The sequence below is a fragment of the Bradyrhizobium sp. AUGA SZCCT0158 genome, assembly GCF_018130065.1.
Classification (GTDB): Bacteria; Pseudomonadota; Alphaproteobacteria; order Rhizobiales; family Xanthobacteraceae; genus Bradyrhizobium.
In genome coordinates this window covers 1-18,605 of sequence record NZ_JAFCME010000025.1, presented here as the reverse complement: position 1 = coordinate 18,605, position 18,605 = coordinate 1, and the positions used below count along the sequence as shown (strand labels likewise).

Genomic DNA, 18,605 nt, shown 5'->3' with positions numbered 1-18,605 from the left:
AATGTTTTTCACGCTGGATGTATTGCGCGCGCGCAAAGGCGATTGCCTGATGCTTCATTATGGCCCGGAGGACGATCCGCGTCTGATCCTGATCGATGGTGGCCCGTCCAACGTCTACAAGCCGCACCTCAAGCCGCGGATCGAACAGGTCCACGAGGCGCGCGGGCTCGACGAGAAGGACCCTCTGCCGGTTGATGTGGTGATGGTGAGCCATGTCGACGACGATCACATCAAGGGAATTCTCGATCTGACCAAGGAGCAACGCGGCAAAAACCCGCCCTTGCGACTGGAGGTAACCAGTCTCTGGCATAACAGTTTCGACGATCTGTTGAATACGAAACCCGGTGAACTGATGGTCGAGACCGCCTCGCTGGGAGGCGGAGCGGCCGGCGAGGGCGGGACTTTCGATTCCGGGACGGTGCTGGCGAGTATCGGGAAATCAGCCTTGGACGATGACGTCGAGGACGAAGAAAAAATGCATGCGTACGAGGTGCTCTCCAGCATTCCGCAGGGCCGGACGCTGCGCGACGACGCCAAGGCGCTCGGCTGGAAACTGAATCACAAGTTCAAGGGTAAGCTGATCCTTGCAAGCAAGGCCTCGAAGCCCGTCACGCTCGATGGCCTGAAGGTGACGGTGGTTGGGCCGCTGCAGCCGGAATTGCTGGCACTGCAGAAAGAGCACGACAAATGGCTGAAGGCTCAGAAAAAGAAGAAATCATCGGAAGCAGCACTGGCGGCTTTCTCGGATGAATCGATCTCGAATCTGTCCAGCATCGTCGTGCTCGTCGAACTGAAGGGCAAGAGCATCCTGCTGACCGGAGACGCCCGCGGCGACAAGACTCTGGACGGGCTGAAGCTGACCGGTATTCTCGGCAAGAGCGGCAAACGGCACGTGAACATCCTGAAGGTTCCACACCACGGCAGCGACAACAACATGGAAACGAGCTTTTTCAAGAAGGTGACCGCCGATCACTATGTCTTTTCCGGCGACGGCGAGCATGGCAACCCGGAACGCAATACGCTGCAAATGCTGCTGGACGCGCGCGGCGCCGACACGGACTATACGATTCATCTGACCTATCCCATCGAAGAGATCGACAAGGGGCGCAAGGCCGACTGGAACAAGGAACAGGCCAAGGAAAAGAAGCGAAAGAAGAAAAACCCCAAGATCGAGGTCAGGGAAAACTGGTCCCCTGCCAAGCACGGCCTGGCTTCCTTCTTCGCGAAGAATCCAAAGCTAAAGGTCGAGATCGTCGATGAAAAGAAGCCGCATTTGATCGATTTGCTTGAGCCGTTGAAGCTTTAGGCCAGGATTGGAAATCTATCGCGGGCCTTTCGGTTCTGATGCAATCAGAACCGGCGTCTTGTTGATCAAAATCTCGTCCATCGCGCCGCTCCTGCAATGAGATGCCGTATATCGCCGGGCTTTTTCGGGTAACCCCGCACGCGATCCCGCCTGAAGGGGATCAGCCCGATAGCCACCGTTGCGGTAGTAAATGTTACACGGAACAACTACAGCGTCGAGTCTTGCGCCCGTTGCGAGACCGCGCCGGATATGGAGGGCAGGCGCAAAAAGCGGCCGAAATCGTAGCGTTTTGCGCAATCCGCCGATCACGTGATTGCGAAGCTGCGCTCTCGGGATGCTCCCATGCGCGCAGGTGCCTGCCGCGAGGGAAGTTTGCGCTCTAAAGTGCAGCTGATATAGCGATTCCATGTCGGCGGCTTTGAGCCGCGAAGAAAAATATTACGTCTCAAATGAACAAGTTCGAACGGCAGCGCGGTCAACCTGCCGACCAAGATACGTTAACCGACGAAATTTCGGCTGAAATCTCGCACATCACGACCGAGGTCATCGATGTCAGCGATGCGCCGCCGATTGCGCCGCGCGCGCCGCTGACCCAGGACGAGGTCCGCACCATCCTGATCAGCCTGATGCTGACGATGTTTCTGGCCGCGCTCGACCAGACCATCGTCGCAACGGCGTTGCCGACCATTGGCCGCCAGTTCGGCGACGTTTCCAATCTCTCCTGGGTGATCACGGCCTACCTCCTGGCATCGACCGCGGTGGCGCCGGTGTTCGGCACGCTGAGCGACATCTACGGCCGCCGCGTCATGATCATTGTCGCCCTCAGCCTGTTCATCGCTGGCTCGATCCTGTGCGCATTGGCGCCGAACATGCCGATACTGATCCTCGCGCGCGGCCTGCAGGGCCTCGGCGGCGGCGGCATCATGCCTGTCGTGCAGACGGTGATCTCCGACGTGGTGAGCCCACGCGAACGCGGCCAGTACCAGGCCTATTTCAGCGGTGTGTGGGTCGCCGCCGGGATCGGCGGGCCGGTCGTCGGCGGGGTGTTCGCGGAACATCTGCACTGGTCGATGATCTTCTGGATCAACGTGCCGCTCGCGCTCGGCGCGCTGGCGCTGCTGCTGCCGAAGATGGGCAAGATCCCGGTGTTCCACCGCCGGCGCAAGGTCGACTGGCTCGGCGGCGTCTTGCTCATGGCGGCTGCGGTCGTGTTCATGCTGGTGCTGACCTGGGGCGGCAACCGTTATCTGTGGCTGTCGCCGACCATCATCGCGATGATCGGCGCGTCAGCCGCGCTGGCGTTCAGCTTCGTCTGGCACGCGCGCAAGGCCGACGAGCCGTTCCTGCCGCTGCCGCTGATGGGCGGAACGGTGGTGCCCTATGCGATGGCCGCCGGCGGCTGTGCGCTCGGCGCCATCACCGGCCTGACCGTCAATCTGCCGCTCTATTACGAGGTGGTCTACCACCTCAGCGCCAGCGAGGCGGGCCTCGCGCTGATTCCGCTCGCCGCGATCTCGACCTGTGGCGCCGCCATCGCCGGACGCACCATGGCGCGCGCCAAACACTACAAGCGTGTCGCGATTATCGGAACGTCGATCGCCGCGATCTCCGGGTGCGCACTGGCGCTCACGACGCTGCCGCTTTGGGGATTGCTGGTGCTGCTGTCGATCTTCGCGCTCGGGCTCGGAACGACGTTTCCGGTCAGCGTGGTCTCGCTGCAGAATTCGGTGGCGCGGCCGCAGATCGGCACCGTCACCGGTGCGATGAATTTCTTCCGATCGCTGATGTCGTCGTTCACGGTCGCGGCCTTCACCGCGATCCTGCTGATGGTGCTGGGGGCGGACATTTCGCTGGTTGGCGAGCACCACGGTCCCCTGAATTCGATCCCCGTCGCCGACATGATCACGGCATTCCGCTACGTATTCGGCGCCGCGGCCGCGCTGATGGCCGGCGCCACGATTTGCATGATCCTGATGGAAGAGCGCCCGCTGGCTGGGCCGGGGACGCCGCCGCCGGCGGAGATGGCGGAGTAGGGCGTTCCAGATTCTTGTTTTGACGCGTTTTCTTCGCGCGAACCTGTGCCACTTCGCTCGAAAACGTTTTAGCCCGCCTGTGCCAGCCGCGTATCGATTTCGTCCCGGAGCAGGGCAAAGTCGATCGGCTTGGTGAGCAGACCTATCGCGCCGCCGGCGATCGCCTTGCGCCTGGTCTCCGCATCGCCATAGGCGGTGATCATGATGACGGGAACGTCGGGCCGGATCTCCTTGACCCTGGGCAGCATCTCGATCCCGGTCATCCCGGGCATGTTGATATCCGACAGGATCAGGATCAGCGAATGCTCGATGGTGGAACCGATGCGGGCGAGCGCATCGGCCGCCGAGCCGGCGAAATCCATCACAAAGCGTTGCGCGCGCAAATCCTTGCGGAATTGCTGGCGAAACAGCGCCTCGATGTCGGGCTCGTCATCGACCACAAGCACCAGAACACTCACGTCGAACCTCGGGTCGTGTTGAGAGGATTGCTGGTCCTCGGCAGAACAATGCGAAACTCGGTAAACTGACCGGGCTCGGTATCGACGTCGATGGTGCCACCATGCTGTTTCACGATGATGTCGTGGCTCATCGACAGGCCAAGCCCGGTGCCTTCGCCCGCGGGTTTTGTGGTGAAGAACGGGTTGAACATCTTGTCCTTTACCTCGGACGGGATGCCTATCCCGTTGTCGCGGATGCGAATCTCGACGGCGTCGCCGAGATCGCGGGTGGCGGCGATCAGCACGGGATCGAACCCGGGCTGGCCGGCCTCGATCCGGCGCCGGTTCACGGCATAGAAGCCGTTCGAGATCAGGTTCAGGAACACGCGGGTGATTTCCTGCGGAAATACCTCGACCATGCCGGCATTGGCGTCGAAGTCGCGCTGCAGTGTGACGTTGAAGTCGGCTCGTTCGGCGCGGGCGCCGTGATAGGCGAGGTTGAGGCTCTCGTCGATCAGCGCGTTGATGTCGGCGGGCCGGTGATCGCCACCTCCCTCGCGCGAATGCAACAGCATGTTCTTGACGATGGAATCGGCGCGCTGGCCGTGCTGGACCACCCTTTGCAGATTGTCCTTGAGCAGGCCGGTCAGTTCATCGACCTCTTCGCGGATCTTGTCGCTGATCTCGGCCGGCTTGAGCACGTCGTTCAGTTCGTCGGTCAGTTCCGCCGAAAGGGCGGCGAAGTTATTGACGAAGTTGAGCGGGTTCTTGATCTCATGCGCAATGCCCGCGGTGAGCTGGCCGAGCGAAGCCAGCTTTTCGGTCTGGATCAGCCGGTCCTGCGCGGTGCGCAGATCGTCGAGCGAAGCAGCCAGTTCCTTGGTGCGAGCCTGAACCTCGTCGAACAACCGCACGTTCTCGATCGCGATCACGGCCTGGTCGGCAAAAGTCTGCACCAGTTCGATCTGACGTTCGGTAAACGGCTTAACCTCCGATCGCGTCAGCGCGAACACTCCGATGGGCACGCCCTCTCTTAGCAAGGGAACGCAGAGGATGGTTCGATAGCCTCCCAGCCTTTGATATTGGCTGGCGCCGTATTCGGGGTCGGCAAGCACGTCGGCAACGTGAAACGTTTTGCCTTCGAGCGCCACACGGGAAGTCACGGCGTAGCGCCCCGGCTTGAACGGATTGGCCTTTGCGAAAATTTCGAGCTCGGGCGGGTTGCCGAAATTGGCCGACCACCGATAGAGATCGCCGTCGCGCTTGAAGATGACGCCCTTGTCGGCGTCGCACAGACGTGCGGCAGATTCAACCAGCGTGTCGAGGACCGTCTGCAAATCGAACGCCGAGCGACTGATGACCTTGAGAACATCTGATGTCGCAGTCTGCTGTTGCAGGGCTTCCGAGAGATCGCGGGTGCGCTGCTGCACCTCTTCAAACAGCCGCACGTTGCCAATAGCGATCACGGCCTGATTGGCAAAGGTCTGCAGCAGCGCGATCTGCTTGTCGTTGAACGGCTGCACTTCGGTGCGCCGAAGCAGGATGGCGCCGATGCTTTCGTTCTCGCGCAGCATCGGCGCACACAAGATGCTGCGAATGCCCAGGCTTCGCGACAATTCCCGCGCTTCCGGAAATTCCGCGCCTTCCTCCGAAAATACGTCGTGCACATGTACCGGCATCCTGTCGACAACCGATCGTCCGGCGACATAGTCGCGGTTGATGGCGCGCTTCTCGCCGAAGACCACGGGTATCGGGCCATGATGCGCTTCGTAGCTAAGCTGATCGCCTTCCTTCAGGTAAACGATGGCATCATTGGCGTCGCAAAGCTCGCAGGCACTCTCCACGATGGCAGCAAGGACGGGAGCGACGTCGGTCGGCGAGGAGGCAATCACCCTCAGAATGTTGCCGCTTCCGGTCTGGTACGTCAGCGCTTCGGAGAGATCGCGGGTTTTGGCTTCCACCTCTTCGAACAGGCGGACGTTCTCGATCGCGATCACGGCCTGGTCGGCAAAGGTCCGAACCAACTCAATCTGCCGGTCGGTAAAGGGCTCCACCCGCTGCCGTCCGAGAATGATGCTGCCGACCACGACCCCCTCGCGCAGCAGAGGCACGCCGAGCATGCTGTGAATCTTTTGAAGCACCACCGTCTCGCGCATGGTGTACTCCGGGTCGGCAGCGATGTCGGCGATGTGGACGACCTGTCTGTCGATCGCGACCCGCCCCGCAACGCTCCCGCGCCCTGCGGGCAATGCGCGACCTCGCATGAACGCGTCATACTCCGGCGAGAAGGAAAAGGTTGCGGCCACCCGGAAAGTGTCGACGTCGCGATTGGCGATCAGCCCGGCATCGGCCTCGCACAGTCGGGTGGCGGATTCGGTAAGCGTATCCAGCACCGTCTGCAGATCGAAGGCCGAGCGGCTGATCACCTTGAGTACGTCGGCGGTCGCAGTCTGCTGCTGCAGGGATTCGCTCAGATCTTCCGTGCGCTGCTTGACCTCATTGAACAGGCGGACATTCTCGATCGCGATCACGGCCTGGTCGGCAAACGTCTTGAGAAGGTCGATCTGGTTGTCGGCGAACCGTCCCGGTTCCGCACGCGAGACGCCAATGGTGCCGATCGCAACGCCTTCGCGCAGCATCGGAACGGAGATGATGCTTCGGTAACCCCGGGCGCGCGCCGTTTCCTTGACGGCTTCGGACACATCCGGTTCGGTTTCGATATCGGAGCGGAACGCGATCCTCCCGGTCAGGGCCACCCGGCTGTGCATTCCGGAGGAAGCAAGCGGGGTCGGGAACGAACTCTGTATCGCCTCATCGCCGGCATGGCTTCCGGCGGTGTGGGCCGCCAGATCAAGCTGGTCGCCGACGACGCGGGTGACCAGCGCCGTCTGGCCGCCGAGCAGCCGCTTGGCACTTTCGGCGATGGCGTCGAACACCGGCTGCACGTCGGTCGGCGATCCGGCGATGACGTTGAGGATCTCCGCCGTCGCGGTCTGCCGCTCCAGCGCTTCCCGCGTCTCGTTGAACAGCCGCGCGTTCTGGATCGCGATGACAGCCTGGTCGGCGAAGCTGCGCAGCAGGCTGCACTCCTTTTCGCTGAACGGCTTCATCGAAGTGCGGCCTACGAAGATCGAGCCAATGGCACGGTCCTCCCACAGCATGGGCGCGAGCGCCATCGAATAGTTCTTGCCGATACGGCGAGCGATCTCGCGCAGCGGCGAAGGCACGTCGGGATCGTTGAATACGTCGGCGTAATGGATCAGGCGGCGCTCGCGGAAGGCTACCTCGCTCGCGGTACCCTCCAGCGGCACCGGGTACAGCGCGCGCACGCGCTCGGCGTTGACGCCGTGGGCCGCGCCGATATGGAGCAGTCCATCGTCGCCTGCGAGGTAGATGAACCGGTCATCGCCGCCAAACAGATGCGCGATGCTGCGCAAGATCTCGTCGAATACGGGCTGGGCATCGGCGACCGAGCTGCTGACGACCCGGAGGATGTCCGCAGACGCCTTTTGCTGCTCCAGCGCCTCCCGCGTCTCGTTGAACAGTCGCACATTTTCCATCGCGATCACCGACTGCGCGGCGAACATTTGCAGCAGCCGGACGTGGGGCTCGTCGAACGAGCCGGGTGCCCGGCGCGTGACCGTGATGATGCCGACGGCCTTGCCCTCGTTCATGAGCGGCGCGAACAGCATGCTGCGATAGCCCCGTGCACGCGCGATGTCGCGTGCGGCCGGCTCGAGTTCGGTATCGACGAGTTCCGCCGGCGCGCCGTCGCGGACCAGCTGGTAGGGCGGGAAGCTGCCAAGCGGCATCGGGAACGAGGATTGTAGCACCGCGTCGCCCGCGGGGTCTGTCGGGGTGAACGCGGACAGATGGATCTGGTCGTCGACGTAGCGAAACATTGCGGTGGAAAATCCGCCGATCAGCCGGTTCGCGCTGGTCACGATGGCCTCGAACACCGGCTGCACGTCCGACGGCGAGCCGGCGATCACCTTGAGGACATCAGCCGTCGCGGTCTGTCGCTCCAGGGCCTGCCTGGTTTCGTTGAACAGGCGTGCGTTCTCGATCGCGATCACCGCCTGGTCGGCGAATGTCTGCAGCAATTGCACGTGGTCGGCGGCAAAGGCGCCCGGCTCCGCGCGGGTCACGCTGATCATGCCGACCGGCACCCCCTGGTTCATCAGGGGTGTGAACAATACACTGCGGAAGCCGCGCAGCCGCGCCAGATCCCGGTTCAACTTCGGGACGTGCGCGGCTTCGCTGTCGGGAAACTGAACGGTCTCGCCATTGCGCACCAGCGCGAAGGTCGGGAATTCCGAGATCGATCTCGGAAACGAGGCCTTCAGGCCTTCATCGGCAGCGGGGCTGGTCGGCGTGTACGCCACCAGATGCAGTTCGTCGCCGAGAAAGCGCAGCACCGTGGCGGAGAACCCGCCGAGCAATCGCTTGGCGCTGGCAGCGATGGCTTCGAACACCGGCTGCGCGTCGGAGGGAGAGGCGGCAATGACCTTGAGGATTTCGGCCGTGGCTGTCTGTCGCTCCAGCGCTTCCCTTGTCTCGCGAAACAGCCGGGTGTTTTCGATGGCGATGGCGGCCTGGTCGGCAAAACTTTGCTGAAGCGCGAGCTCATCCTCGGTGAACGGCGCAAGCTGATCGCGGTAAACGATCAGCGCGCCGATCGCTTTGCCTTCGCACCGCAGCGGTGACCCGGACATCGAGCGCGTGCCGGCCTCGCGAACATATGGCAATCCCGGCCAATCGGCGATTTCAGGGTCGACATTGTCGACATCGGGAACGTGAATCTGGCGGTTCTCGCCCACGATGGTTCCGGGCATATTGCGGCCGCCGATCTTGAGCTGCGTTTCCGGAACGCCGGCGCCGACGCGCTTCGAGCTTTCCCCGAATCGGATGATGTTGGCCCAGCCGTCGCCCTCGGCAATATGGATGGTGGCGCTGGGCGCATCGAACAGGCGGGCGCAGGTTTCGGCGATCTGGTGCAGCGCGTGTTCGGCATCGCCCGATACGCTGGCAATGGTTCGCAGGATATCGGCGCTGGCGTTCTGGCGCTCGCGGGCGATGCTCAGTTCATGGATCAGCCGGCCGTTTTCCGCGTCCGTCGCTGCCTGACGGGCGATATCAGCGTCGTGGGCGGCGAAGCTGGATTCGAGCCTCTGCTCGAGCTCGGCAACCAGTCTGTAGAGATCGGCCACGGCGTCCGGGGGGAGCGCGGTCATTCACTCAATCCATTTCACGGCAAGCCATCTCAGAGCAAGCCATTTCAGAGCAAGCCATTTCAGAGCAAGCCATTTCAGAGCAAGCCATTTCAGAGCAAGCCTTGCAGGCCGATGGCGCCAAGCCATCAGCGCTCGCACCAATGTGGCAGATAATTTCATTCCAGGCGCGGCCAAGCCAGCGCCATCCCGGCCTTTTCTTAAGGCCGGGGTGGCAAAATGTGAAGCAGGCTAATCGGTTATCGGCCGAGTCTGTGATCAGGTTCCGGGCCGGGAGACCTCGGTCTCCTTGCTGGTGATGAATTCCAGCAGCACCGGGATGCCTTCCTTGGTCTTGGCGATGCCGCGCTGGATCGCGGGAATGATGTCTTCCGGCTTGGTCACCCGTTCGCCATAGCCCCCGAAGGCGCGCGCCATCGCGGCGTAGTCGCCGGAAATGTCAGTCGAGCGGTATTTCTCGGTCGAGATCGGCATCACCTTCAGCTCGATCGCCATGGAAAAATTGTTCAACAGGATCGACATGATCGGAATCCGCTCGCGCACGGCGGTCTCGAAATCCATGCCGGTGAAGCCGATCGCGGCATCGCCCCAGACATTGATGCAGAGCTTGTCGGGCTTTGCGAGTTTGGCGCCCATGGCGAGCCCAAGCCCGTAGCCGAGCTGGGTGGTCTTGCCCCAGCCGATATAGGACAACGGCTCGACCGATTTCCAGAACGGCGAGAGCTGGTCGCGCGGACTGCCGGCATCATGGGTGATGATGGTGTTCTTGATGTCGACGGTGTGCTGCAGGTCCCACAAGACGCGGTAGGGACTGAGCGGCGCCTCGTTGTGGGTGAGCTTTGGCATCCATTTCGCCAGCCATTCCTTGTGCGAGGCCGCGATCTCGGCGGCGACAGAGGATGCGTCACGATCGCTGGTGACACTCTTGCCGATTTCTTCCAGCAACGCATCGAGCACCAGGCCGGCATCGCCGACCAGGCCGATCCTGGCCTCGACATCCTTGTTGAGATGGTTGGGGTCCAGCGTCGAATGAATGATGGTCTTGCCCTTCGGCATCGCGATGCCGAACGAGGTTTCGGTGAACGAGCAGCCGATGCCGAAGATCACGTCGGCCTCGCCGAGGAATTTTGGCACCGCGCGGGGCACGGCAAGGCCGCCCGAGCCCAGTGACAGCGGATGCGTCTCCGGAAACGACGATTTTCCGCCAAGGCTCGTGGTGACGGGGATCGCGAGGCGCTCGGCCAGCCGCTTCAGTTGCGGCCAGGCCCTGGCGTAGTGCACGCCCTGGCCGGCGTAGATCACCGGCCGCTTGGCGCCGACCAATAGCGCGGCCGCCTCCTTGATGTGGACGGGATCGGCGCCGTAGCGGGTGCGCAGCACCGGCGTGTAGTTCAGCGGCTCCGGTACGTCTTCGTTCCACATGTCGGCCGGGATTTCGACGATGACAGGCCCACCGCGGCCGTTCTTCAGCTTGGTAAAGGCGCGGCGAAAGATGTTGCAGACTTCAGCCGCGATATTGATCGGCTCGGAGGATTTTGAGAACGCCCGCATCGCCTGGCTGGAGTTGAAGTTTGGGTCGATATTGGCGAGCCGCCGCGCATAACCCATCGGCAGCACCAGCACCGGGACGGATTCGCCGTAACACTGCGCCACACCGCCCATGGCGTTTTCGGCGCCGGGGCCGTGCTGCATGCAGAACGCGCCGATCGAATGGCCCGAGGTGACCCGGGATATCGCATCCGCCATATGGACTCCGATGCGCTCCTGGCGCACCATCACGGGGCGGATATCGGCATTGGCGGCATATTCGATCAGATGATTGACGGGATAGCCGCAGAGGATCTCAATCCCCTCGCGCTTCATGATTTCTGCAATCGCGGCGCCGAGCTTCATCACGGTCTCCCCCTTGTGTGCAGGCCGGTTCGTTCGGCCGATTTCTCACAGTTGGAACAGGAATTTTCCTCACGGTAAAGCGCGGGCGGCGCCTGCCCCGGGAAGTGCTGATATGCGTTTGCCGCCGGACCTCTTGCTACAGACCAATACCGGCGTCAAACCGATGAGTCCGAGGTCCAGCGGTTCCCACTCGATCAGAAACGTGTCGGGCGCTCTTCGCCGCGGCGGCCTCGAAGCCGGCCGCGCCTACGGGCGACGGGAGGGCGACTATCTCGCCTCGTTGCGGCGATGGTTGAACATCGCCGCCATCAGGCCGAGGACATACGCGGTCAGACGGCGATCGTTGCCGGATCGCCTCTCGGCGGTGCGCTGCTCTTCCAACTCATCGTTCAAGAGGCCGATGTAGTTTTTTCCTGGTTCACGCTTCTGCGTGGACATGTGCGCTCGCTCCGGAAGACGCCGATCCGCCGACCATGGCCGGCGCGGCACAATTCAGAGTAAATTTTTGGTACCGTAGGAATACCGGTGCAGTCAGGGCTCCGGCTTAATCAGTCGTTCATCCTGTTCGTCAAAACGCCGTCAATCATTCCAATCTAGGGTTCCATTTGGAGCGTGGCGCGGGAAGAATTCCGGCGGCGTCGACAGGAGTTTTTTATGCGTCGATTGTTGAAGAATTTTTTCCAGGATCAGTCCGGCGCGACCGCGATCGAGTATTGCCTCATTGCGATGGGCATCAGCATCGTGATCGTCGGTGCCGTCAACGGCGTCGGCACTGCGCTCAGCACCAAGTTCGGCACCGTCAGCACATCGCTCAAATAGAACGGGCCGGCAGCGCGCACCATGCAAGAGCTGCTGTTCGGGACCTGGGGTCCACCGATCGCCAGCTTCGGCCGGCAGGTCATCGCCTACAGTCTGCAACATCCGTGGCGCGTATTCGCCGCCATACTGGTTGTGCTCCTGCTCACGGATATCATGTTCCGGAGCAGGCTGTCCGGCGACGGCATTGACGGCTTTGATTTTGGCGGAGGAGATGGCGACGGCGGGGACTAGCGCCGTATGGCGGCGTTACCGGTCGTTTTCATCCGCATATAGCGCACGCATCATTGCGATCCGCGCGAACATCAGCCACCCGCCGCCGGTCTCCGCAGCCCTGATCAAATGCTCGACCGCGGTTTGCCAGCGCGCTTCCTGCTGGTCGGCTTCTGGCAGTTTCATGACGTAGTCGGCGGCGTGCTGCAGCGTCGTGAGCGTGCGGCCGCCGCGCAGTGCGATCGGCTCATCGAACGGCGTCGACCACGGCATCGCGCGTTACCGGCCGAATGCCTGCGCGATCAACTGGCCTTCTTGGTGTGGGCGGAAGTGCGAACCGGCTTCTCGGCCTTCTTCGGCGCTTCCTTGACCGTCTCCTTGGCGGCGCGCTTGCCGCTGCCTGAGATCGGCAGCAGCATTTCGCGCTGGCCGGCGGCTGCCTTGCGCGGCTTCTTGCCTTTGGCTTTGCCGTTTTCCTTGCCGCTTTCCTTGGCTGCGGCAGGAGCGGCCTGTTTCTCGTTGGCGAGGCTGCGTTTCAGCGCGTCCATCAGATTGATGACGTTGCCGCCGGTCTTCGCTGCTGCCTTCGGCGATGTCTTCAGGCCGTTGCGCTTCTGGTTGATCAGGTCGATCAGCGCCTGCTCGTAGCGATCCTCGAACTGCTCGGGTTCGAACGATCCGGATTTTTGCTCGACGATGTGCTTGGCCAGATCCAGCATATCCTTGGTGATCTTCACGTCCTGGATGTCGTCGAAATATTCCTTCTCGCTGCGGACCTCATAGGGGTAGCGCAGCAGGGTTCCCATCAGGCCGTTGTCGAGCGGCTCCAGTGCGATGATGTGTTCACGGTTGGTCAGCACCACGCGGCCGATCGCGACCTTGTCCATGCTGCGGATGGTTTCGCGGATCACCGCGAACGCGTCGTGGCCGACCTTGCCGTCCGGCACGAGATAATAGGGACGGATCACGTAGCGGCTGTCGATATCCGCTCGCGGTACGAACTCATCAATCTCGATGGTGCGGGTCGATTCCAGCGCGAGATCGTCAAGCTCGTCCTTCGACACCTCGATATAGGTGTCGGTGTCGATCTTGTAGCCCTTCATGATGTCTTCGTTGGCGACTTCCTCGCCGGTGTCGGCATCGACCTTGGCATATTTGATGCGATGGCCGGTCTTGCGGTTGATCTGGTTGAACGAGACCTTCTCGGTATCCGAGGTCGCCGGATACAGGGCGACCGGGCAGGTCACGAGGGAAAGGCGCAAGAAGCCCTTCCAGTTGGCGCGGGGGGCCATGGGAAACTCCGAACAGACGCAACAGACGACCGTGAAGAATACCATCGGTAGACCCGGTTTCAAACACGGCGGGGGAGGGAATCTGCCAACGGCGTTAACCGAGACCGAGCGATATGTTCCGGCGTTCGACTGCGACCTGTTACGACCTGACTGCAAAATGCCCTCTGAGAAGCCCCGGAACATCATTTGTCATCATGCGTTGCTTTTGACGGGTGGTGTCGAAGCAATAGCTGGCATTACAGGCACTTAGGCAAATGAGGTCCCCCATGGCAACGCGTCGACATGGCCAGATTATCGAAACTCCGACCGAGGCACGTCAGGCCGAACCCGGCCCGTCGGTGCTGGCGCTCCTGACCGTCTCGACTGGACTGGCGATCCTGATCCTGGGCGTGGTCTGGTTCGTGTTCTTCCGGACGTAAGGGACGGAGCAAAATACAGTCGCCGGCAGCCCGGCCGGACAATGCAAGCCGGTTGCCGGTGGCGTGCGGTTGGAATAGCACCGTGGAGTCCCCTAGCCGGAAATGCGTACGCGGATGAGCTTCACCTACGTCATTCCGGATATTCATGGTCGCGATGATCTTCTGAGCCGCGCGCTTTTGGAGATCGACGCGCATGCGTCCGGCAAAGCCGGCGTCATCGTCACCATCGGCGACTACGTCAACAAGGGCCCGCAGAGCAGGCAGGTGATCGACCGGCTGCTGCCAGGTATCGGCGGCGGCTGGCGCTTTGTTGCGTTGAAGGGCAATCACGACGCGATGATGGTCGAAGGGCTGCGCGATCCGGCGAAACAGGCTTTTTGGCTGGAGCGGGGCGGCGATGCGGCGCTGGCGTCCTATGGCGGCGATCCCGCCGCGGTGCCGCAGGCCCATATCGCGTGGCTCGATCAATTGCGGCTGCTGTATGTCGATGCGCACCGCCTCTATGTGCACGCGGGCGTCGAGGCAGGGACGCCGCTGGAGAAGCAGAGCGAAAAGACCCTGTTATGGAAACGCTACCCGAAGGACGATTCGAGCGGGTTCGGCGAGCTCCACGTCGTGCACGGCCATGACAATGATCCCGACGGCCCGCTGTTGTACGAGGGCCGCACCAATCTCGATACCGCCGCCTGGAAAACCGGGCGGTTGACGGTTGGCGTGTTCGACGATGGCCGGCCGGGCGGCCCGGTCAATTTGATCGTGGTCCGCGGGGCAGACGGCCGTTAGCCGCGCTTTTTGGCCGCTTTGGGCCTCCGATTCGGCAGGCTAGAGCGTTTTCAAGCGAAGTGGACACCGGTTCGCGTGAAGAAGACGCGTCAAAACGAAGATCTAGAGCCCTGTTTCGATTCCATCGGAACGGGGTTTTAGGTGCTGCCTGCGACTGAGGGCCGCGCCGTTGCGGGCCGTCATGACGAAAAAGTAACATGGCGCCGAGTGCCTGTTCATTGGCCGTTCACGCCGATGAGCCTCATCTTGTGGCAGGTTTCGTGAAGCACACCATTGGAGGCCAGCGTGCGCCTGCTTGTCGTCGAGGATGACCCCGATCTCAACCGTCAGCTGACGACGGCGCTGACGGATGCCGGTTATGTGGTCGATCGCGCGTTCGACGGCGAGGAGGGGCACTACCTCGGTGACAGTGAACCCTATGACGCCGTCGTTCTCGACATCGGCCTGCCGAAGATGGACGGCATCTCGGTGCTGGAGTCCTGGCGCCGCAACGGACGGGCGATGCCGGTGTTGATTCTCACCGCCCGCGACCGCTGGAGCGACAAGGTGCAGGGCTTCGACGCCGGCGCCGACGACTATGTCGCAAAGCCGTTTCACCTCGAAGAAGTGCTGGCGCGGATCCGCGCACTGCTCCGCCGTTCGACCGGTCACGCCCAGTCGGAACTGACCTGCGGCCCGGTTTCGCTGGACACCCGCACCGGCCGGGTCAGCGTGTCAGGCAATCCGATCAAGATGACGTCGCACGAATACCGCCTGCTCGCCTATCTCATGCATCATACCGGACGCGTGGTGTCGCGCACCGAACTGGTCGAACATCTCTATGACCAGGATTTTGACCGCGATTCCAATACCATCGAAGTGTTCGTCGGCCGTATCCGCAAGAAGCTCGACGTCGATATCATCCAGACCGTGCGCGGGCTCGGCTATCTCCTGACGCCGCCGGCCCCGGGTACGTGACGACTGGCGCGCGATAAAGGTCTTGAAGAAGTAGCGCGCTTACTCTTTTGTCCGGGCATGATCAGTTCCGAAAGCCGGCCTCTCCTGTTCGGGATCGCGTCCTGATGCGCGGCTCCTCGCTCGCCACACGGTTGTTCCTGTCGGCGACCGCGTGGGTGGTGGTGATCCTTGTCATCACCGGGTTCGTGCTGTCGTCGGTCTATCGCGATGCCACCGAGCGCGCCTTCGACCGCCGCCTGAATCTCTATCTGCGTACCCTGATCGCCGAGGTCGCAACCCCGGACGAGCCGCCCGACCACCCGTTCCAGTCGCTTGGCGAGCCGTTGTTCGAGCTGCCGCTGTCGGGGTGGTACTGGCAGGTCGTGCGCACCGACGGCGACAAGCCCGAAGCGCGGGTGTCGCGTTCGCTGTGGGACAAGAAGCTGCCGAAACTCGAGGAGCACGGTGCCGAATTGACCGCGGCGGGCATCCGTCTCGGCTATGTCGACGGTCCCGAGGGGCAGACTTTGCGGATGGTGGAGCGGCCGGTCGACCTCGGCGCGGACGGCAAATTCCTGATCGGCGTCGCCGGCGATGCCGCCGAGATCTTCGACGAGACGCGCAGCTTCGACTATTACCTCGGCGGCACTTTCGCGGCGCTCGGCATCGTGCTGCTGCTGACCACGATCTTCCAGGTCCGCTTCGGACTTGCGCCGCTCAAGCGCATCTCGGAATCGATCGCCGATATCCGCTCCGGCCGTGCCGAACGGCTGGAGGGCGAGTTCCCGGTCGAGATCGCTCCGCTGGCGCGCGAGACCAATGCGCTGATCGACGCCAACCGGGAAATCGTCGAGCGCGCCCGCACCCATGTCGGCAATCTCGCCCACGCCATCAAGACGCCGCTCTCCGTGATCGTCAACGAGGCCGCCGCGCACCCCGTCGATGCCTTTGCCAGCAAGGTGCTGGAGCAGGCCGACGTGATGCGCGATCAGGTGGCCCACCACCTGGAGCGCGCGCGCATCGCCGCGCGCGTCACCGTGGTCGGCACCGTCACCGAGGTCGCGCCCGCGATGGAGGCATTGCGGCGGACCATGGAAAAGATCCACCGGGATCGCGCCATCACGATCAATCTGAAAGCCGATCCTCGCGCGAAGTTTCGCGGCGAACGCCAGGACCTCGAGGAGATGGCGGGCAACCTGGTCGACAACGCCTGCAAATGGACCGCCACCCAGGTTCTGATCGAGGTGCTGGTCGAGCCGGCGGCGGAGCCAAGCGCCGGGCCGCGGCTGCGGATCATCGTCGATGATGACGGCCGCGGGCTGTCGGCCGACGAGCGCGCGCAGGTCTCGCGGCGCGGACAGCGGCTGGACGAATCCAAGCCGGGCTCTGGTCTCGGGCTCTCGATCGTGGTCGATCTTGCGGCCCTCTATGGCGGCAGCCTTGCGCTCGGCGATGCCCCGATCGGCGGGTTGCGGGCCGAGCTGGTGCTGCCGGGGGTTTGAGCGCGAAAGCGATTGAATCCGGTCCGGGACCCGGCCATGCCGCCCTTGATTTCATCATTCCTAAACGACTTCTTAACGCGCGCACTTTTATGATGGCGGTTGGACGCGCTTTGCCGTCCGGACGACACACGCATATCCACACCGGGCGCATGAGCCAGACATCGACCGAGCGGCTGAGGGACTATCTCGCCCAGCTCCCGCCTCAGGCGCAGGCGCTGCTGATGCGCTCGTTCGAGCGCGCGATCGAGCGCGGCGAGGAAGTCGCGGTCGCCACCCTCGTGCTCGAACAATTGCGCAAGGTGGTGCGCGGAACCGAGGAAGACGACGAAGTGCGGCCGCGGACCGATGATCCGGCGCGCCTGCTGTTTCGCCCGATCGAGCCGTTTCTGGTCGAAAGCAATTTCCCGATGCGGCAGGGCCAGATCCGCCGCACCTCGCTGCTGCCGGTCTGGCAATGGCTGGCCCGGGACGGCGCGCCGGAGCAGGCGCGGGCCTTCGAAGCCGCGCTGGCCGAGATCAGGCAGAGCGGTTCGACCGCTGGCCTCGAATCCGAGACGCGCAAGTTCCAGCTCGCCGCCGCGGAAGCGATCGCCAAGGTCGCGGCGCCGGTGCAGGGCGACGACAGGCAGCGTTCGCTCGCGCGTATCGGCCCGCCCAACGTCGTCGAGGACTTCCTGTCGATCGGGTCGGTCTTGCGCGCGCGCGAGGCGATGGACACGCTGGGCAGCCGGCTTGCCAGCCAGTTGCGGGCGTTGTCGGAATCCCAGATCGCGTCGGTGACCTCGGCGCTCAATGTTCCCTCGCTGCAGACGCCGCAACTCCTGCCGTTCGCGCTGTCGCTGATCATGCAGCGGCTGGCGGCGCCGTGGCAGATCATCCGCCTCGCGATCAAGATGGCGGCTTCCGACGATGAAATTCGTGTCGCCGCGACGCCGTACGGCATCGCCGTCACGCTCGCGCTGCACGATCTGTCCTTTCTCGCGGCCTGCCTGCGCACCGACATCAGGCGCGGCCAGTTCGACAATGTCAGCGAGCAGCTGAAGACGCTGCATGACGGCGTGCGCGGCCTGCGCACGGAGCTCGACCTGCGCAACGATTCCACGTGGGGCAAGCAGCTGACCTCGATCCGCGCCGACATTTCCAATTCGCTGCAGTCGGAAATCGACAGCGTGCCCGGCCGGGTCCGGCGCATCCTGCGCCAGCGCGCCGACAAGGACATTTCGTCGGCTCCCAAAATCGACGCCACGGACGTCGAGGAAACCGCGGCCCTGATCGATTTCGTCGCGGTTTGCCGCACCTATGCCAGCGAACTTGCGATCAACGAGGTCACGTTGCGGACCTATTCCGACCTGCAGCATTATGTCGAGCACTCGACCGAGGCGTTGGTGCAGGCGCTGCGCGGCGGCGACACCAAGGCGCGCGCCTACCGGCAAATGCAGGCCAAGGCGGCGATCCGCTTCTGCGAAGTCCTGTTCGGCCATGATTATGCGTCGCTGATGAGCAGGGCGGCCGAAAATGCCGTCACGGGCGAGCGAAAATCCGCCGAGCGCAAGTCCACCCGCAACGGATAGGACGGCCGGGTCGCCGGTTTTTGAGCCCCAAAGCGGACATCCGCACCTCCTCAAATGCTATCGTCCGATTTCAGCGGATATTCACGATTGCTGGTCCTAAAGCGTGATGGCATTAGGTTCGATAGCCTGAGTTTTTGAGGTAGTTGGCACATTCCTCTGAGGTGAAGGCATCG

15 protein-coding genes are annotated in these 18,605 nt (G+C 62.8%); 9 read left to right on the top strand and 6 right to left on the bottom strand.

Going from position 1 to position 18,605, the window contains the following annotated elements; genetic code table 11:
• The first annotated feature begins 1 nt into the window (after position 1).
• Together JQ574_RS27865 and JQ574_RS27860 are read left to right on the top strand one after the other, a co-directional pair.
• A complete protein-coding gene (locus JQ574_RS27865; protein ID WP_212205426.1) occupies positions 2-1,306 on the top strand; it encodes an MBL fold metallo-hydrolase in 1,305 nt (434 codons plus the stop codon).
• 449 nt (positions 1,307-1,755) lie between these two features.
• On the top strand, positions 1,756-3,339 hold the full coding sequence (locus tag JQ574_RS27860; RefSeq protein WP_212205428.1) for an MDR family MFS transporter: 1,584 nt from the start codon (positions 1,756-1,758) through the stop codon (positions 3,337-3,339).
• A 68-nt stretch (positions 3,340-3,407) separates the two neighbouring features.
• Here the strand turns inward: JQ574_RS27860 and JQ574_RS27855 are convergent, their stop codons facing one another.
• From JQ574_RS27855 to JQ574_RS27840, 4 genes are all read right to left on the bottom strand, one after another.
• A complete protein-coding gene (locus tag JQ574_RS27855) occupies positions 3,408-3,797 on the bottom strand; it encodes a response regulator (protein WP_212205435.1) in 390 nt (129 codons plus the stop codon).
• Positions 3,794-9,010 (bottom strand): GAF domain-containing protein, encoded by a 5,217-nt coding sequence (locus JQ574_RS27850; protein ID WP_212205437.1) that lies wholly within the window; start codon positions 9,008-9,010, stop codon positions 3,794-3,796. The genes JQ574_RS27855 and JQ574_RS27850 overlap by 4 nt, the downstream gene beginning before the upstream one ends.
• Before the next feature lie 255 nt (positions 9,011-9,265).
• Entirely contained in the window at positions 9,266-10,900 is a 1,635-nt protein-coding gene (locus tag JQ574_RS27845; RefSeq protein WP_212205439.1) for a thiamine pyrophosphate-requiring protein, read from the bottom strand.
• 267 nt (positions 10,901-11,167) lie between these two features.
• Positions 11,168-11,338, bottom strand: coding sequence for a hypothetical protein (locus JQ574_RS27840; protein WP_212205441.1), 171 nt, complete (start codon positions 11,336-11,338; stop codon positions 11,168-11,170).
• A gap of 216 nt (positions 11,339-11,554) precedes the next feature.
• Between JQ574_RS27840 and JQ574_RS27835 the strand changes: the two genes are divergently transcribed.
• Entirely contained in the window at positions 11,555-11,719 is a 165-nt protein-coding gene (locus JQ574_RS27835) for a Flp family type IVb pilin (protein ID WP_212205443.1), read from the top strand.
• A 21-nt stretch (positions 11,720-11,740) separates the two neighbouring features.
• Entirely contained in the window at positions 11,741-11,950 is a 210-nt protein-coding gene (locus JQ574_RS27830) for a hypothetical protein (protein ID WP_212205445.1), read from the top strand.
• A gap of 15 nt (positions 11,951-11,965) precedes the next feature.
• Here JQ574_RS27830 and JQ574_RS27825 read toward each other — a convergent pair whose 3' ends face one another.
• Positions 11,966-12,202, bottom strand: a complete 237-nt coding sequence (locus tag JQ574_RS27825; RefSeq protein ID WP_212205447.1) for a hypothetical protein — start codon at positions 12,200-12,202, stop codon at positions 11,966-11,968.
• Positions 12,203-12,231: 29 nt separating this feature from the next.
• A complete protein-coding gene (locus JQ574_RS27820; protein ID WP_212205449.1) occupies positions 12,232-13,221 on the bottom strand; it encodes a Ku protein in 990 nt (329 codons plus the stop codon).
• Positions 13,222-13,487: 266 nt separating this feature from the next.
• Here JQ574_RS27820 and JQ574_RS27815 point away from each other — a divergent pair, with 266 nt between their 5' ends.
• From JQ574_RS27815 to JQ574_RS27795, 5 genes are all read left to right on the top strand, one after another.
• Positions 13,488-13,640: a hypothetical protein gene (locus tag JQ574_RS27815; RefSeq protein ID WP_192734298.1), complete on the top strand. Its 153-nt coding sequence runs from the start codon at positions 13,488-13,490 to the stop codon at positions 13,638-13,640.
• A gap of 114 nt (positions 13,641-13,754) precedes the next feature.
• Positions 13,755-14,423 carry a metallophosphoesterase gene (locus tag JQ574_RS27810; protein ID WP_212205451.1) on the top strand — a complete coding sequence of 223 codons (669 nt, stop codon included), beginning with the start codon at positions 13,755-13,757 and terminating at the stop codon, positions 14,421-14,423.
• 285 nt (positions 14,424-14,708) lie between these two features.
• On the top strand, positions 14,709-15,380 hold the full coding sequence (locus JQ574_RS27805) for a response regulator transcription factor (RefSeq protein ID WP_212205458.1): 672 nt from the start codon (positions 14,709-14,711) through the stop codon (positions 15,378-15,380).
• Between the two features lie 104 nt (positions 15,381-15,484).
• Positions 15,485-16,861 carry a sensor histidine kinase gene (locus tag JQ574_RS27800; protein WP_212205460.1) on the top strand — a complete coding sequence of 459 codons (1,377 nt, stop codon included), beginning with the start codon at positions 15,485-15,487 and terminating at the stop codon, positions 16,859-16,861.
• A gap of 149 nt (positions 16,862-17,010) precedes the next feature.
• On the top strand, positions 17,011-18,432 hold the full coding sequence (locus JQ574_RS27795; RefSeq protein WP_212205462.1) for a hypothetical protein: 1,422 nt from the start codon (positions 17,011-17,013) through the stop codon (positions 18,430-18,432).
• The last annotated feature ends 173 nt before the right edge of the window (positions 18,433-18,605 follow it).

Coding starts and splice junctions, on each gene's coding strand:
- JQ574_RS27845 (WP_212205439.1), bottom strand. CDS start 10,900: ATGAAGCTCGGCGCCGCGATTGCAGAAATCATGAAGCGCGAGGGGATT.
- JQ574_RS27815 (WP_192734298.1), top strand. CDS start 13,488: ATGGCAACGCGTCGACATGGCCAGATTATCGAAACTCCGACCGAGGCA.
- JQ574_RS27830 (WP_212205445.1), top strand. CDS start 11,741: ATGCAAGAGCTGCTGTTCGGGACCTGGGGTCCACCGATCGCCAGCTTC.
- JQ574_RS27800 (WP_212205460.1), top strand. CDS start 15,485: ATGCGCGGCTCCTCGCTCGCCACACGGTTGTTCCTGTCGGCGACCGCG.
- JQ574_RS27825 (WP_212205447.1), bottom strand. CDS start 12,202: ATGCCGTGGTCGACGCCGTTCGATGAGCCGATCGCACTGCGCGGCGGC.
- JQ574_RS27835 (WP_212205443.1), top strand. CDS start 11,555: ATGCGTCGATTGTTGAAGAATTTTTTCCAGGATCAGTCCGGCGCGACC.
- JQ574_RS27810 (WP_212205451.1), top strand. CDS start 13,755: ATGAGCTTCACCTACGTCATTCCGGATATTCATGGTCGCGATGATCTT.
- JQ574_RS27795 (WP_212205462.1), top strand. CDS start 17,011: ATGAGCCAGACATCGACCGAGCGGCTGAGGGACTATCTCGCCCAGCTC.
- JQ574_RS27840 (WP_212205441.1), bottom strand. CDS start 11,338: ATGTCCACGCAGAAGCGTGAACCAGGAAAAAACTACATCGGCCTCTTG.
- JQ574_RS27850 (WP_212205437.1), bottom strand. CDS start 9,010: ATGACCGCGCTCCCCCCGGACGCCGTGGCCGATCTCTACAGACTGGTT.
- JQ574_RS27865 (WP_212205426.1), top strand. CDS start 2: ATGTTTTTCACGCTGGATGTATTGCGCGCGCGCAAAGGCGATTGCCTG.
- JQ574_RS27860 (WP_212205428.1), top strand. CDS start 1,756: ATGAACAAGTTCGAACGGCAGCGCGGTCAACCTGCCGACCAAGATACG.
- JQ574_RS27820 (WP_212205449.1), bottom strand. CDS start 13,221: ATGGCCCCCCGCGCCAACTGGAAGGGCTTCTTGCGCCTTTCCCTCGTG.